We start from the raw sequence: 15,917 nt of genomic DNA, 5'->3' as shown, positions 1-15,917 counted from the left end.
CACACGGTATGACCGCTCACTCTTCCAAGAAAAACGGGAAGTTCCAGAAGATTGCCCTGCTCGCCGCCGGCGCCGGCCTTGGCGTGGCGATCAGCCTGTCGTTCAACGTGATGGCCGACAAGGAGACGGTGGCCTCCCCGCTGCCGATCGAAGACCTGCGAGCCTTCTCCACGGTGTTCGGCCTCATCAAGCAGAACTATGTCGAGCCGGTCGAGGACAAGAAGCTGATCTCGGAAGCGATCAAGGGCATGGTGGCCGGGCTTGACCCGCACTCGTCCTACCTCGATGCAGAGGCCTTCAAGGATCTGCAGGAAAACACCCAGGGTGAATTCGGTGGCCTCGGCCTCGAAGTGAACATGGAAGACGGCTTGGTGCGGGTGGTCTCGCCGATCGAGGACACGCCAGCATTCCGCGCCGGGGTGAAGGCCGGTGACTACATCGTCAAGATCGACGACACCCAGGTGCAGGGGCTGTCGCTATCCGAAGCGGTGAACAAGATGCGCGGCAAGCCGGGCAGCGCCGTCACGCTGACGGTGTTGCGCAAGGGCGCGGCCAAGCCCATGGTGCTGAGCCTCAAGCGCGCGGTGATCAAGGTGCAGAGTGTGAAGTCCAAGCTCGCCGAGCAGGATTACGGCTACATCCGCGTCACGCAGTTCCAGGAGCACACCACCGAGAACGTCGCCAAGGCGATCGAGACGCTCTACAAGGACAACAAGGGCCCGCTCAAGGGGCTGGTGCTCGACCTGCGCAATGATCCGGGCGGCCTGCTCAATGGCGCGGTCGGGGTTTCCGCTGCCTTCCTGCCCAAGGATGCACTGGTGGTCTACACCGAAGGCCGCAGCGAGGACGCCAAGATCAAGCTGAACGCCAGCCGCGAGAACTACCAGCGCGGCGGCAAGGACGACTACTTCAAGAACATGCCAGCCGACGCCAAGACCGTGCCACTGGTAGTGCTGGTGAACGGCGGCTCGGCCTCGGCTTCTGAGATCGTGGCCGGCGCACTACAGGATCACAAGCGCGCGCTCATCGTCGGTACCCAGACCTTCGGCAAGGGCTCGGTGCAAACCATCCTGCCGATCGATGCCAAGTCGGCGCTCAAGCTGACCACGGCGCGCTACTACACGCCGAATGGCCGCTCGATCCAGGCCAAGGGCATCACGCCGGACATCGTGGTGGAAGAAGCCACGCTGAATGGCAAGGAAGAAAGCGGCCTGATGCTGCGTGAAGCCGACCTGCAACGCCATCTGGAAAACCCGGCTGGCGAGAATGCGCCGGTGCCGACACCGAAGCCTGCCGTCACGCCGAAGGCCGAGATCAAGGCACCTGCCGCCAAGCCGGCCTCCGGTACCGAGGAAGCGGAATACAACCCGCGCGAGCTGGCATCGAAGAACGACTACCAGTTGCAGCAGGCGCTGTCGGTCCTCAAGGTGCAGCAGCTGCTGATGCAGCAGAAGCAGCCAGTCAAGGCCGCCGCCAAGAAGTAAGCAGCGACCAGCAGTACAAAAAACCCCGCGATTGCGGGGTTTTTTGTTGGCGGGCCGGCTAGGCTGAAAGCAATCGCCGAAGGAGCCTGCGATGCACGCCGAGCATACCCGCTTGATCGAACTGGCCGGCCACGGCAAGGACGCCGCCGAATTGCTCGCCACCCTGCCCGGCCTGAAGGTGGCGGTTACCGGGCAGCGCCTGCAGCTGTGCTACCACCCGGAGGACTACACACTACGGGAGCTGGAGGCACTGCTGCTCCGCGCAGGCCATCTGCTCTCCGGTCGGCTGGTGGCCAGGACACGCCGGGCAATTGCTCACTATCTGGACGAACTCGCCCACGACAATCTGGGCGAAGCCAAGCATGATCTCAAGACCGATGGCGTGTACCGCCAGGTCTGGCAGCACCATCCGCATGGCGATCACGACGACACGCCCCAGGAGCTGCGGCGCTACCTTTGACCGTGGCCGGGGCACCGAGCGGCGCGCTCGTTATAATGATCGCCCCGACCCGGCCTGCCACCATGACCGCCTGCCCCACCCGTTCCGCGCAGCTCGACCTCGACGACACCCAGTTGTTGCGCTACAGCCGCCATATCCTGCTCGACGAGATCGGCATCGAAGGCCAGCAGCGCATCGCCGCCAGCCACGTGCTGGTAATCGGCGCAGGCGGCCTGGGCTGCCCGGCGGCGCTCTATCTCACTGCCGCCGGCGTAGGTACGCTGACACTGGTCGACGACGATGTGGTCGAGCTGACTAATCTGCAGCGGCAGATCGCCCACCAGCAGGCCAGCATCGGCCGCCCCAAGGTGGCCTCGGCCGCAGCCACGCTGGCAGCACTCAATCCAGACACCACGCTGCAGGCGCTGCAGGAGCGCGCCAGCGGCGAACGACTGCATGAACTCATCGCCGCTGCCGACGTGGTACTCGACTGCAGCGACAACTTCGCCACCCGCCACGCGGTGAACCGCGCCTGTGTCGCCTTGAAAACGCCGCTGGTGTCAGGCGCCGCCGTGCGCTTCGACGGCCAGCTCACCACCTTTGATCCGCGCCAGCCCGATGCGCCGTGCTACCACTGTCTGTTCGGCGAGGAAGGCGAAGCCGGCGACGGCCCTTGCGCCACCTTCGGCGTGTTCGCGCCGCTGGTGGGCATCATCGGCACGGCGCAGGCCGCCGAGGCACTCAAGCTCATCATCGGTACCGGCGAGGCGCTGGTGGGGCGATTGCAATTGCTCGATGTACGCAGCATGCAGTGGCGCGAGCTGCGCTACCGGCGCGATCCGCACTGCCCGGTGTGTAGCGCGACGGGCTGACTCCAGCCTCTCCGTGCTGCAGCAGACCGTGGCGCACGCTATGATGGTCCGCTCCAAGGGGGGAAACCATGGCACTGCTGATATTCCTGGCGCTGATCGCCGTCGTCGCGCTCTATCTGATCTCGATCTACAACAACCTCGTCACGCTCAAGCATGGCGTGGCCCGGGCCTGGTCCAACATCGACGTGCTGATGAAGCAACGGCATGACGAACTGCCCAAGCTGGTGGAAACCTGCAAGCAGTACATGCAGTTCGAAGCAGAGACACTGGAACGGGTGATGCAGGCACGCGCCCAAGTGGCGAACGCGCGCGAAACGCGCAACATCGCCGCGCTCGGTACCGCGGAAACCGCATTGCGCGCCGGTCTTGGCCAGTTGTTCGCCACTGTCGAAGCCTATCCGGAGCTGTCGGCCAATGAGCACTTCCGCCACCTGATGGCACGGATCACCGAGCTGGAAGACAGCATCGCCGATCGCCGCGAGACCTATAACGACGCGGTCAACCTCAACAACGTGCGCATCGAGCAGTTCCCCGACGTCATCATCGCCCGCAGCCTGAACTTCGGCGAGGCGCGACCGCTACACTTCAAGGATGCGGAAAAGCGCGACGTCGACTTCAAGCAGCTGTTCAAGTCCGACGCCAGCAACGCCGCCCAGTAAGTGACGCTGTTCAACCTCACGGCGCTGCAGCGCGCCTGGGCCGATTGGATCTGCGCGGCCATCGCCGCCGGCCTGTGGCTGATCGCCTGGATCTCGTGGTCGGTCACCGGCTGGAACTGGGCGCTCGGGCTCACCACGCTGCTGGCCGTCGTCGGCTGGCACAGCCAGCGCGGGCGCTATCTCGCCATCCACAATACGCCCGCCACCCGTATCGCCAGCACCAGCCAGGGCTATGCCCGGCTGGCCGGCCGGGCAAACCCCAGCGACGGCATGCCGCTGGTCTCGCCATTTGGCACCCGCTGCGTCTGGTATCACTGCATCGAGGAGGAACGGCAGGACGGCCCCGGCAACAACCGCGGCTGGCACAAGCTCAGCGACGTGACCAGCAGCAATACCTTTGCACTGGATGACGGCAATGGCAGCTGCCTCGTCGACCCGGACCATGCCGACCTGCGCGTCGGCGATGCCAGCATCACCTATTACGGCGAGCTGCGCCGTACCGAATGGTGGATCTTCCCTGGCCAACATGTGGAATTGCTCGGCGAATTCACCACCCTGCTCAACGACCGCTCCCTGCATGGCGAACGCGAGCGCGTCTCCGCCCGCCTGGCCGACTGGAAGCGCGACCGGGCCGGCCTCGTCCAGCGCTTCGATGCCGATGGCAGCGGCGAGATCGATGCCGACGAATGGGAGGTTGCGCGCCGGGCTGCGGCACGTGAGATCCGCCAGGAAACTGTCCAGGCGCCGCGCGAGCAGGGCACCCACCTGCTGCGCCGACCATCGCGCCGCATGCCGTTCTATATCGTCACCGGCGAGCTCGATACGCTGGCGCGCTACCATCAGCGCTGGTCCTGGGCCTATCTGGCGCTGGTGGTGCTGGCGCTGCACGGCCTGTGGTGGCTGGCGCGGGCGCCGGACACGGTCGAGGATCACCTGCAACCGTGGCTGTTCATCCCGCTGTTCGGGCGCTGAACGCCGCACACGCCGAAGTCGCCGCGCGCGATAAAATGACGCTTTGCCTTCACCCGGCCCGCCCATGCGCATCGCCCTTGCCCAGTTCAACCCCGTGGTCGGCGATCTTGCCGGCAACCTCGACCTCATCCTGGCGGCTGCCGCCGAAGCGCGCGCCCAAGGCGCCGACGTGCTGGTCACGCCCGAGCTTGCGCTGACCGGCTATCCACCCGAAGACCTGCTGCTGCGCCCGGCCTTCCTCAAGGACTGCGCCCGCGCCATCGGCCGGCTGATCGATGAGGTCGACGACATCACGCTGGTGGTCGGCCATCCGTATGCCAGTGGCAGCGACTGCTTCAACGCCGCCACGGTGATCCGCGACGGCAATGTGCTCGGCCGCTACGAGAAGATGCTGCTGCCCAACGATGCGGTATTCGACGAGGTGCGCTACTTCACGCCCGGTTACGCGCCGCTGGTATTCGAAGTGGCTGGTGTCAGGGCAGGCGTGCTGATCTGCGAGGATGTGTGGGACGTGGAACCGGCCGCCGCCGCACGCGACGAAGGCGCCGAGCTGCTGCTGGTGCTGAACGCCTCGCCCTACCATCGCGACAAGCAATCGCGCCGCCGCCAGACCGTGGCCGAACGCGCCACCGAAAACGGTGTGCCGGTGGTCTACGTCAACCTGGTCGGTGGCCAGGACGAGTTGGTGTTCGATGGCCACTCGTTCGCGGTCGATCGCAGCGGCGCGCTGGTGGCCGAGCTGCCGGCGTTCGAGACGACGCTGCAGCTGGTTGACTTCGCCGACGGTGACCTGCTACCAGCGCAGCGAGCGCCCGAGTATGGCGAGGAGGAAAGCGTCTATCGCGCGTTGGTGCTCGGCGTGCGCGACTACATCGGCAAGAATCGCTTTCCTGGCGTGCTGCTGGGCCTGTCCGGCGGCATCGATTCTGCGCTGACGCTCGCGATCGCCATCGATGCACTCGGCGTGGACCGGGTGCATGCGGTGATGATGCCCTCGCGCTACACCGCCGACATCAGCGTGGACGATTCGCGCGAGATGATCGCCCGCCTCGGCTGCCAGTATTCCGAGATCGAGATCTGGCCGATGTACGAAGCGTTCATGCTGGGCCTGACGCCACAATTTGCCGGCACCGCCGTCGATACCACCGAGGAGAACCTGCAAAGCCGCATCCGCGGCACATTGCTGATGGCACTCTCCAACAAGAGCGGCCGGCTGGTGCTCACCACCGGCAACAAGAGCGAGATGACCACCGGCTACGCCACGCTCTACGGCGATATGGCCGGCGGCTTTGCGGTGCTGAAGGACGTGGCCAAGACGCTGGTGTTCCGGCTGGCGCGCTGGCGCAATGCCACCGCCACTTACGCACTTACTGAGGTGATCCCCGAGCGCATCATCACCCGGCCACCCTCGGCCGAGTTGCGCCCGGACCAGAAGGACGAGGACAGCCTGCCCCCCTATGAAGTGCTCGATGCCATCCTGCAGGCCTATGTCGAGGAGAATTGCGCCAAAGCCGAGATTATCGCCCGTGGCTACGCGGCGGCTGATGTCGACCGCGTGGTATGGTTGCTCAAGGTGAACGAGTACAAGCGGCGCCAGGCACCGGTTGGCCCACGCGTGACGCACCGCGCCTTCGGCAAGGACTGGCGCATGCCGATCACCAACCGCTGGGCCAACTGATCGTCACCCAAAAACCAAACGCCGGCTGGACCGGCGTTTTTTGTATCGGAAAAGCAACGAATCAGAGATTAGCCTGCCAGCTCGCCAGCAGCTCGGTGATACGCGGCGGCGCCTGCAACTGGCTCAGCATCCAGCGCACTGCCGCAGCCAGGCGCTGCTGGTCGTAGTCGACCGAGAAGCGATGCAGCGTCACGCCGTGCAAGAAACAGCGCAGGGCGATTTCCTCAGCATCGGCCGGCTGGGATGGCCCATGGCCGAACAAGCGCTCGATCGTGCCCTCGAAGGCCGCTGCCGTGCTTTCGGCAAGCTTGGCATCACCACGCGAGGCCATCCAGATCTCAAGGATGGCGATGGTGGCGTTGCGGTCCGGCTCCAACAGAAAGCCGTTCATCATCACGAACAGCCGCTCCTTGGGCGTCAGCGGACCGAGTTCATCGAGACGGCGGCATTCCTCGTCGAGCAGCGCCTGCACCACCAGCGGCAGCAGGTCGTAGCGGCCTTTGGGATAGTGATGACGCAACGCGCCGCGGCTGACACCGGCACGCTCACAGACTCTGGCTTCACCCAGCGCCGCATACCCTTGCTCGGCGAGTAGCCGGGTGGTCGCTTCGATCAAGCGGCCTTGTGTAAGCGATGAGCGTTGTGCCTGGGTAGCCATGCGGCCGATTGTATCCGACTGTCCAACCCGTACCACAATATGAGCATCGTCTGGTTTGTAAGTGTCTCGTTTTTGGTTGCGTTTTCACGTCACAATTCAACAGCATTTGCTAATTTATTGAGTTTTGTTGGGAATTTGCTACAAATCCTAACCCGCATTGTCCAGGCAGGCATCAAGATACACATTGGTTTTTACATGAGAGCCCTTTTCCAAGGAGCGCCTCATGAAGACTTCCAGTCTTGCCTTTGCCCTCATCACCAGCAACGCGCCAATTGCAGCTGGCAGGCCATGGCAGCCACCAGCTGCCCACACCATCACGCTACAGCAGCAGGTGGCCCAGCCGGCGGAGGAAACGATGCTGCCTGCAGGAAACTACGGCGTCAGAATCGCCGACGGCGCAACACTGCCCTTCACCGCCTGCGCCAATGGCAAGCTGTCGTCGACCAGTGAAGGCTGCCGGCGCCAGCGCCATGGCGGGCGCGCTGACAGTCGAGTTCACGCTGGCCGGCTGCGGCACCGATGGCAGCTATCGCGGTGAGCTCACACACGCTGGCGAGGATGCGCCACACGCTGCGCATCATTGCCGACGATGGCAAACGGCTGGTCGAGGTCTGGGGCTACCGGCACTGACCACCACCGCTCTCGGCACGGCACCCTTGGGGTGCCGTTTTTTTGTCTTCACCGATCACTTGTCACACAAAAGAAACCTTACGTGCCTAGGCTGCGTCTTTTGAAACCGTTTACCGCCCTATGCCGGACCTGCCCGCCCTAGATGCCCTGCGCCAAGAACTCGCCGACATCATCCGTGGCAGCCGCCTCGCGGTGCTGTTCCAGCCCATCGCCACCTTGGCCGATGGCGAGGTATTCGGTTATGAAGGACTGGTACGCGGCCCATCGGCGCATTTCCTGCACTCGCCGATCAACCTTTTTCGCGCCGCCGAGCAGGTCGGGCTGCTCGATGAACTCGACTTCGCCTGTCGCCGCGCGGTGATCTCCGCCTTTGCGGCGGCGCGGCTGCCCGGCAAGCTGTTCCTCAATATCACGCCCTCCAGCCTCGACCATCCGAGCTACGGGTCCGATGCCACGCTGCAGCTCTTGGGCGACGCCGGGCTGGCGCCACAGCGCGTGGTAATCGAGCTCACCGAGACCCAGCCCGCCGAGGACGGCGACGCACTGAAGGCCGCCCTCAACCATTGCAGCGAGGCCGGCTTTCGCATTGCCATCGACGATCTGGGCGAAGGGTTTGCCTCGCTCAAGCTCTGGGCCGAGCTCAAGCCCGACTATGTGAAGATCGACAAATACTTCATCCAGGGGTTGGCCGACGACGCACAAAAGCGCCAGTTCGTCCGCTCGATCCAGCACATTGCCCTCAACACCGGTACACGGGTAATCGCCGAAGGCGTGGAAATGCCCGAGGAATTGCTGGCCTTGCGCCAGATCGGCATCACGCTGGCCCAGGGCTACCTGATCGCCCGGCCGCAAGCGCAACCAGCGCGCCACCTGCAATTGCAACCGGCAGAGCCGGGCGTCTCATCGAGCAACGATGGCACTGCAGGCAGCCTGTTGGTCGAGGCCGACAGCGTGCCGCCCGGCGAGAGCTGCGAGCAGATCTACCAGCGCTTCGCCAGTGAAGCGCGGCTCTACGCGCTGCCAGTGGTCGACGATGGCCGCCCGGTCGGCCTGCTGAAGCGGCACGAAGTACTGGAGTTCTTCGCCCGCCCCTTCTCCAAGGAGCTCTATCGTTACCGACCGTGCACAGTGCTGATGGACGACGCGCCGCTGGTGGTCGAGGCCACACTCAGCCTGCAGGAGTTATCGCAACGGGTAACGGCGGCCGAGCGTCGCTACCTCGCCGACGGCTTCATCATCACCCGCTACGGTCGCTATCAGGGTGTCGGCACCGGCCACGACCTGATGCGCGCCATCACCGAGCTGCAGATACGGGCAGCGCGCTATGCCAACCCGCTGACCCAGCTACCGGGCAACGTGCCGATCCAGGAACGGATCGAGGCGCTGCTCGATGGCGGTGATGCCTTCACCATCGGCTATTTCGATCTCGATCATTTCAAGCCATACAACGATATCTATGGCTATGCGCGCGGCGACGACATGATCCGGCTGGTGGGCGAACTGCTGACCCGCTTCGCCGATGCCCGCTTTGACTTCGTCGGCCATATCGGCGGCGACGACTTCGTCGTGCTGTTCCGCTCACCCGACAGCGAGGCGCGCTGCCTTGCGCTGCTTGCCGAATTCGATATGCGGGTGCAGGCACTATTCGATCCGGTGCATCTGGAACGTGGTGGCTACCTCGCTACCGACCGGCGCGGGCTGGTGCAGCAGCACCCCTTGGTCAGCCTGTCGGTGGGTCTGCTGCATGGCGGGGCTGGCGAATACAACAGCCATCACGAGGTAGCTGCAGCGGCCACGCGCGCCAAGCACATGGCCAAACGCACGGCCGGATCGAGTTGCTTCGTCGAGCGACGCGGCAGCGTACGCGCCCCAAGCTCGGTCGGTCAGGCGAGCGCGGCTTAGCGCACGCGCGGCAGCTTGTCGAACGACCAGCCGAGCTGCAACTCGCGATCGGCGTATTCCAGCAGCGGCTGTAATCCGGCCAGCAAGGCTGGCAGATGGGGGCGCAACTCGTCGTGCATGCCCTTGTGCAGCAGCAGCAGCGCCTCGGGCAAGGTCGGCACCGGCGGTGCTTCGACCACTTCCGGCGCCAGCACCCGGTTTTCGCCCGGCGTGGCGTAGAGCCGGTCGTTGGCAGCGCCGATCAGTGTGGCGGCATCGCCGCAATCATCCTCGCGCGAATTGGCGATGGCCACGCTGGCCGTCACCTGCAGCTGGCTGCCGCGGAAGCTGATCTTGGCTCCGGCCAACGCCTGCCGCAGCCGCTCGGCAAGGATGCGTGCCTCGCCCAGCGTGGTCGCTGGCGACACCACCGCGAACCGCGGGCCCTCGACATGGGCCAGTGTGTCCTCCCGCCGCAACTTGGCCGCCAGTTGCTTGGCCAGCAAGGCCAGCATCTGTTCGACCACCCGTGCGCCGAGCTGATCGGACAAGGCCTGGTAGTGATCGATCTCGACCAGCAGCAGCGTCACCTCGCGGTTGTGCCGCTGGGCAAAGGCCAGTGCCTGCTCGGTCTGCAGCATCAGCAGGTGCGAGGTGCCGGCGCCGGTGGTGCTGTCCACCGTAGCCGAGCGCGCGGCTTCGCTGCGGGTCTCGGCCAGCGCCTTCTGCGAGGCGGCGCGCTCGATATTGGCGGTGACCCGTGCCAGCATCTCGGCCCGGTCAGTGGATTTGGTGACGAAATCGCTGGCACCGCGCTCGACGCAATGCAGGCGAGTGGCTTCGTCCTCTTCGCCAGAGATGATGATGATGGGCAGGCGGCGCAGGCGTTCGTCGCCGGCGGCACGAATACGTGTCAGCAGGCCAATGCCGTCGAGCTCGGGCATGGTGAGGTCCGACAACAGCAATTGCACGGTGTCGTCCGCCAGCAGTCGCCGCCAGCCAGCCTCGCCGTCGCCTTCCTCGATCACATCGAACTGGTCGCCCAGATGCTTTCTGACGGTTGCGCGGACGATGCGCGAATCGTCGACGATCAGGATACGGGGGCGGTTGGCGAGTTCATGGTCGGCTTGCATAGGGGCGCGGGCCTTTGCTTACAAATCTCGCCCAATCTAGCACACTCGGGCCAGCTTGACCGAGCCGCCGTCCGGCATGTGCCCATCGGTTGGCGTAAACCACAGCCCCGGGCATACACTGTGGCCATGCCACACGCCCAGCTTTACCTCAGCATCGCCCCGCTCGCGCCCGCCGAGGCCGAGGCCGCGCTCGCGGCCGTCTCCGCGTTGCAGGCGCGCGTAGTGCGCGCCATCCGCCAGAGTGCGGGCGGCGAATTGCTGCTGCTCGGCATCGAGGCCGAACGCACGGTGCGCGATGAAAGTCCGGTGTGGTGCCTCGACAAGCTGGCGGCCGGCGTCTGGAACGAGATTGGTCGTTATGCCCGCATCAGCGCCAGCTGGCAGCAGGGGGATGAGGATGAACACTGGTACGAATACGGCGAGGAGGACTACCAGCGGCTGATGCGTGCTTTCCGTCTGATGAAGCGCCGCGCCTGACACACAGAAAGCGCGGGCAAGAAAAAACCCCGGCGCACCGGGGTTTTCTTTTCAATACGCAGCGAAAATCAGGCAGCCATGGCCTTGATTGCAGCGGACAGACGGCTCTTGTGACGAGCGGCCTTGTTCTTGTGGAAGATCTTCTTGTCGGCAATGCTGTCGATCACGGAAACCGACTGCTGGAACACCGATTTTGCGGCGCTCTGGTCGCCGGCTTCGATTGCCTTCAGCACCTTCTTGACCGCGGTGCGGAAAGCCGAACGCTGGCTGGCATTGTGCTGGCGGGCTTGTTCAGCCTGACGCGCACGCTTGCGAGCTTGGGCGCTGTTAGCCATCTTGAATAACTCCTGAAGCTGTGGTCTGAAACCACCCGAAGCCTCAAGGCGCCGGGTAAGTCGATTCGGAAACGCCGGATGTTATCCCAAGCCGGGCACTCTTGCAAGACCGGATCCGGGGCAAAACCACTGCGCGGCGGTATCGGCAACAGGGTAACATGCCGCATTTCCTCGCTGCCCCGCGCCATGAACCTGCTCAAATCGCTTGCCGCCGTCAGTTCGATGACCATGGTTTCCCGCGTGCTCGGCTTCGTACGCGACATGCTGATCGCGCGGCTGTTCGGGGCCGGCATGGGGCCGGATGCCTTTTTTATTGCGCAGAAGCTGCCGAACATGTTGCGTCGCATCTTCGCGGAAGGCGCATTCTCGCAGGCCTTCGTGCCCATCCTCGCCGAGTACAAGAACCAGCAGGGCGAGGATGCAAGCCGTGTATTCCTTGCACACGTGGCCGGGATGCTGACCCTGATCCTCGCCGTGGTCACCGCGATCGGCATCATTGCGGCGCCAGTGGTGGTCTGGCTGAGCTCACCCGGCTTCACCCGCGACCCGGCCAAGTTCGCGCTCACCGTCGATCTCCTGCGCGTCACCTTCCCCTACATCCTGCTGATCTCGCTGTCGTCGCTGGCCGGCGCGGTGCTCAATACCTGGAATCGCTTCTCGGTGCCGGCCTTCGTGCCCACGCTGCTCAACGTGGCGATGATCGTGTTCGCACTGTGGCTGTCGCCCTATTTCGACCCGCCCCTGATGGCGCTGGGCTGGGGCATGCTGGCCGGTGGTATCCTGCAGTTGGTCTGGCAGTTCCCCGCCTTGAAGGAAATCGGCATGTTGGTGCTGCCACGGGTGAAGTGGCGCGATCCGGGCGTATGGCGGGTGATGAGGAAGATGGGCCCGGCGCTGCTCGGGGTATCGGTCGGCCAGATCTCGCTGCTGATCAACACCGCGTTTGCGTCCTTCCTGGTATCCGGTTCAGTGTCCTGGATGTATTACGCTGACCGGCTGATGGAGTTTCCCAGCGGCGTGCTGGGCGTGGCGCTCGGCACCATCCTGCTACCGTCACTTTCCAAGACCTATGCCAGCAACGACGGTGCCGAGTATTCGCGCCTGCTCGATTGGGGCCTGCGGCTGGCACTGCTGCTGGCGCTGCCGTCGGCGGTGGCACTGGCGGTGATCGCCGAGCCGCTGACCATCTCGCTGTTCCAGTACGGCGCCTTTACCGCCCACGACGCAGCCATGACGCAGCAGGCTCTCGTCGCCTACTCGGTCGGCCTGGTCGGCCTGATCATGGTGAAGATCCTCGCACCCGGCTTCTATGCCCGGCAGAACATCAAGACACCGGTGAAGATCGCGCTGATCACGCTGGCGCTGACGCAGCTGATGAATTTGGTCTTCGTCTGGCACCTGAAGCACGCCGGCCTCGCTCTCGCCATCGGCCTTGGCGCCTGCTTCAACGCCGCAGTGCTGTTCCGCCAGCTGCGTCGCCACGGCATCTACACGCCACAGACCGGCTGGCGCACCTTCTTCATCAAGCTGGTCACCGCCGTGTTGGCCATGGCTGCCGCGCTGCTTGTCGTGCAGTACCTGCTGCCGGAATTCGGCAGCGGCCACATGCTGCAACGCTTCACCTGGCTGGGCCTGCTGGTGGCCGCCGGTCTCGTGGCCTACTTCGGCACGCTGGGCCTGTTGGGCTTTCGCCCGCGCGACTTTTCGCGCCGCGCGGTGCAATAGCCAGCTCTAGAGGCCTGCCAGCAGCGCAGCCTCGTCCACCATGTCGATCTGCCCCGGCTGCAGGTAGAGCATGGCATAGCGGCGGTACACGCCCGATTCGATGAACAGACGGAACAACGTGGCGTCCACATGCGCCTCCTGCGCCATCCGCGCCATGATGGCGAGCGATTCGGACAACCTCTTGCCTTCCTTGTACGGCCGATCAACCGCGGTCAGCGCTTCGAAGATGTCGGCGATCGCCATCATCCGCGCCGGCACGCTCATCTCATCCCGGCTCAGGCCCTTGGGATAGCCGGTGCCATCCATCTTCTCGTGATGGCCGCCGGCCAGCTCCGGCACGCTGGCCAGATGGCGCGGGAACGGCAGCTTTTCCAGCATCACGATGGTTTGCACGATGTGCTCGTTGATCTTGTAGCGCTCTTCCGCGGTGAGTGTACCGCGCGCCACCGACAGGTTGTAGAGCTCGCCGCGGTGATACAGATGCTCCGGCATGCGCATGGTGAAGCCAAAACCCTGCGGCAGCGCATCGTGCGGCGAGCGCGCGATGATGTGCTCGGGCTTGTCCGCCAGCAGTGGTTCGTCCACCGGCAGTTCGGGCTCAGGAACCGCCGCCTTGCGCAGCCGCTCCTCGTGCGAGATGCCGATCCGATCCGACAACGTACGGCGCCAGGTACGTGCGGCAATGGCACGCAGCCGCTCGATCTTGTCGGGTGCCATGTATTCGCCACCGACGTTGCACTGGGCGACGAAAGCGAAATCATCGTCGAGCCGGGCGAGCTCGGCATCGCGCACGACAGCCAGTTCCTCTGACGTGCCACCTGCTGCCAGCCCTTGCCAGTATGCGAGTTCCGCCTGGCTCTTCAATACCTCGAAGCGGGTGCGGATCTCGTGGATGCGGTCGTACAGCGTTTCCAGCTTGGTCGCCTTGTCGACCACGTATTCAGGCGTGGTCACCTTGCCGCAATCGTGCAGCCAGGCGGCGATGCGCAGCGCTTCGCGCTCCTCGGCATTGAGATCGAAATCCGCCCACGGCCCGCGATCCGCCTCGCAGGCGGCATCCGCCAGCATCTGTGTCAGCACCGGCACCCGCTGGCAATGGCCGCCGGTATAGGGGCTTTTGGCATCGATGGCGCCAGCAACCAGCTGGATGAACGCTTCCAGCAAAGCCTTCTGCTCGGCGATCAGGCGTTGGGTATCGATCGCTGCTGCCGCCGAGCCGGACACCGCCTCGATCAGCGCCACCAACTCGGGGCCGACCGTGCGTTGTCCCCCCAGCGCATCGCGGTCATCCTCCAGGATCAGCAGCACGCCCAAGGGCGCACCACGGCGATCGATCAGTGGGATGGCGATCAGCGTCATCGCGTGCGGGAACTCCGCCATGCCCTCGAACCACTCGGTCAGCGTGGCGACGCTATGGGTGGTGGAGATCGTCCTGCCGGTGCGCACGGCTTCGGCGGCGGGATGACCGGCATCCGGTGCCAATGGCGGCGGCAGATGCCGCGGAGCGCTCTCTTCCCAACGCACCTGGGCCGGCGCCAGCTTGCCGTCGGACTCGCGCAGGTAGATCACGCCGCCGTGTGCGGCGGCGATATGCACGGTTTCGCCGAGGATGCGCGCCAGCAGCGCATCGAAATTGCGCTCGGACGCGAGCGCGCCACCGATGTCGAGGAACTGCCTGATCGTCGACTTCATCACGCCCATCGCCTGGGCCAGCTCATCGATCTCGGTGATGAAGGAGCTGACCGCCACCGGCTTATCGAAGCGCAGCGCCTGGATATCGCGTGCTTCACGGGTCAGCGCTGTCAGCGGGCTCGATGCCAGCCGCGACAGCCACACTGCAAACGGCACCATCAGTGCCAGCAGGCCGATGGCGATCATCACCGTCTCGCGCCGCACCCGGCGTGCATCGGCGAGCAATTCGTCTTCCGGAGCCGCCAGCAGCAGCGTCAGCTGGCCGCCGCCGGGCAAGGCGATCGGCGCCATATGCCCCTGCCAGGCCCGCCCCGATGCGGAGACCCGATGGGTGCCTGCCCCCGGCGCCAGTGTCGCAGTCAGTGCCGGCACACCGAACGAGGCAGTTTCCACCAACCGGAAGCCGCGCTCGCCATCGGCCTGCACCACGCGTGCCGGATCGCGGTAGGCGACGACACGCTGCTGGCCATCGACCAGCGCCAGCTCCGTGCCCGGCGTGATCCGTTCAGCCGCGAGCGCGCTCGACAGGGCGGACAACGTGATGTCGACTGCCACCACCGCATTGCCGTCGTCGGTGCGCCGCGCCAGCGTGGTGCCAACCTCGCGCGTGGTGAAGAACACATAGGGCGCCGTCGCGGCCACCCGTTCGCGCGCCAGCGCGGCGGCATACCACGGGCGCTGACGTGCATCGAACAGATAGCCCGGATCGTCCTTCTGACCCAGCGGGTTCAGCGCCGCATCGAAGAACAGATAGCGGCCGACCACGCTGCCCGCCGGCCGCTCCACGCTCTGCACCAGCCACACCGTGCCTGGCGGCGGTGCGAATCGCGCCTTCATGGTCGCCGCGTCGTAACGCCGCAGCAGGAAGAAATCGCCACGTGCATCGCCAGCGTAGATCGCCGATTGAGCCGGCTGACTCTGCAACGCCCGGACCAGGTAGGGCAGGCTTGCCAGGCGCGCCTGCAGCGAGCCGGCACGGGCGAAATCGTGTTGTGCCAGCAGGTCCACCACCGTACTGCTGCCGCCGTAGAGCGCGTTGACCCGTTGCGCGGTCTGCTCGCCGATGCGGCCGAACAGCGATTGCGAGGCCGACAGCAGCATGCGACTGGCCTGCCGGTCGTTGTAGATGATGCTGACTGCGGCAAACACGGTGATCAGCAGCAGGAACAACCACGCGATGTGAAAATGCAGCGGATAGCGGACGCGATGGGCTTGGGGCATGGCGAGGATTCTGACGAGAGCTGCTTGAGCTTAGAAGAGCCGTTGCCGTTTCGCCGCCCGA

14 protein-coding genes are annotated in these 15,917 nt (G+C 64.9%); 10 read left to right on the top strand and 4 right to left on the bottom strand.

The features are described from left to right. Window positions 1-8 precede the first annotated feature (8 nt). From FLM21_RS05540 to FLM21_RS05515, 6 genes are all read left to right on the top strand, one after another. The gene (locus FLM21_RS05540) at window positions 9-1,484 is read left to right on the top strand and encodes a S41 family peptidase (protein ID WP_148714608.1); all 1,476 of its coding nucleotides are present in this window, start codon (window positions 9-11) and stop codon (window positions 1,482-1,484) included. 91 nt (window positions 1,485-1,575) lie between these two features. Beyond that, window positions 1,576-1,944, top strand: a complete 369-nt coding sequence (locus tag FLM21_RS05535) for a hypothetical protein (RefSeq protein WP_148714607.1) — start codon at window positions 1,576-1,578, stop codon at window positions 1,942-1,944. Between the two features lie 62 nt (window positions 1,945-2,006). Continuing rightward, the gene (locus FLM21_RS05530) at window positions 2,007-2,795 is read left to right on the top strand and encodes a HesA/MoeB/ThiF family protein (RefSeq protein ID WP_148714606.1); all 789 of its coding nucleotides are present in this window, start codon (window positions 2,007-2,009) and stop codon (window positions 2,793-2,795) included. Between the two features lie 68 nt (window positions 2,796-2,863). Beyond that, window positions 2,864-3,454, top strand: coding sequence for a LemA family protein (locus FLM21_RS05525; protein WP_148714605.1), 591 nt, complete (start codon window positions 2,864-2,866; stop codon window positions 3,452-3,454). Next, on the top strand, window positions 3,455-4,426 hold the full coding sequence (locus tag FLM21_RS05520; protein ID WP_148714604.1) for a hypothetical protein: 972 nt from the start codon (window positions 3,455-3,457) through the stop codon (window positions 4,424-4,426). Between the two features lie 64 nt (window positions 4,427-4,490). After that, on the top strand, window positions 4,491-6,104 hold the full coding sequence (locus FLM21_RS05515) for an NAD+ synthase (protein WP_148714603.1): 1,614 nt from the start codon (window positions 4,491-4,493) through the stop codon (window positions 6,102-6,104). A 61-nt stretch (window positions 6,105-6,165) separates the two neighbouring features. On the opposite strand, the gene FLM21_RS05510 is transcribed toward FLM21_RS05515, so the two are convergent. Further along, a complete protein-coding gene (locus FLM21_RS05510) occupies window positions 6,166-6,762 on the bottom strand; it encodes a TetR/AcrR family transcriptional regulator (protein WP_148714602.1) in 597 nt (198 codons plus the stop codon). Between the two features lie 223 nt (window positions 6,763-6,985). On the opposite strand from FLM21_RS05510, the gene FLM21_RS05505 reads away from it, so the two are divergent. Together FLM21_RS05505 and FLM21_RS05500 are read left to right on the top strand one after the other, a co-directional pair. Then, entirely contained in the window at window positions 6,986-7,300 is a 315-nt protein-coding gene (locus FLM21_RS05505) for a hypothetical protein (RefSeq protein ID WP_148714601.1), read from the top strand. 212 nt (window positions 7,301-7,512) lie between these two features. Beyond that, window positions 7,513-9,294 (top strand): GGDEF domain-containing protein, encoded by a 1,782-nt coding sequence (locus tag FLM21_RS05500; RefSeq protein WP_246120828.1) that lies wholly within the window; start codon window positions 7,513-7,515, stop codon window positions 9,292-9,294. Here the strand turns inward: FLM21_RS05500 and FLM21_RS05495 are convergent. Then, window positions 9,291-10,406, bottom strand: coding sequence for a diguanylate cyclase domain-containing protein (locus tag FLM21_RS05495; RefSeq protein WP_148714600.1), 1,116 nt, complete (start codon window positions 10,404-10,406; stop codon window positions 9,291-9,293). The genes FLM21_RS05500 and FLM21_RS05495 overlap by 4 nt on opposite strands. A gap of 126 nt (window positions 10,407-10,532) precedes the next feature. Here FLM21_RS05495 and FLM21_RS05490 point away from each other — a divergent pair, with 126 nt between their 5' ends. After that, on the top strand, window positions 10,533-10,883 hold the full coding sequence (locus FLM21_RS05490) for a hypothetical protein (protein ID WP_148714599.1): 351 nt from the start codon (window positions 10,533-10,535) through the stop codon (window positions 10,881-10,883). 68 nt (window positions 10,884-10,951) lie between these two features. Here FLM21_RS05490 and rpsT read toward each other — a convergent pair whose 3' ends face one another. Next, window positions 10,952-11,218: a 30S ribosomal protein S20 gene (rpsT, locus tag FLM21_RS05485; RefSeq protein WP_148714598.1), complete on the bottom strand. Its 267-nt coding sequence runs from the start codon at window positions 11,216-11,218 to the stop codon at window positions 10,952-10,954. Window positions 11,219-11,404: 186 nt separating this feature from the next. Here rpsT and murJ point away from each other — a divergent pair, with 186 nt between their 5' ends. After that, window positions 11,405-12,943: a murein biosynthesis integral membrane protein MurJ gene (gene murJ, locus FLM21_RS05480; RefSeq protein ID WP_148714597.1), complete on the top strand. Its 1,539-nt coding sequence runs from the start codon at window positions 11,405-11,407 to the stop codon at window positions 12,941-12,943. Between the two features lie 6 nt (window positions 12,944-12,949). Here the strand turns inward: murJ and FLM21_RS05475 are convergent, their stop codons facing one another. After that, complete coding sequence (locus tag FLM21_RS05475) at window positions 12,950-15,856, bottom strand: HD domain-containing phosphohydrolase (RefSeq protein WP_148714596.1); 2,907 nt, start codon at window positions 15,854-15,856, stop codon at window positions 12,950-12,952. Window positions 15,857-15,917 lie beyond the last annotated feature (61 nt).

It is taken from the genome of Chitinolyticbacter meiyuanensis (assembly GCF_008033135.1).
Lineage (GTDB): Bacteria > Pseudomonadota > Gammaproteobacteria > Burkholderiales > Chitinibacteraceae > Chitinolyticbacter > Chitinolyticbacter meiyuanensis.
The sequence above is the reverse complement of the archived record's forward strand: the minus strand, read 5'-3'. Positions and strand labels throughout refer to the sequence as shown.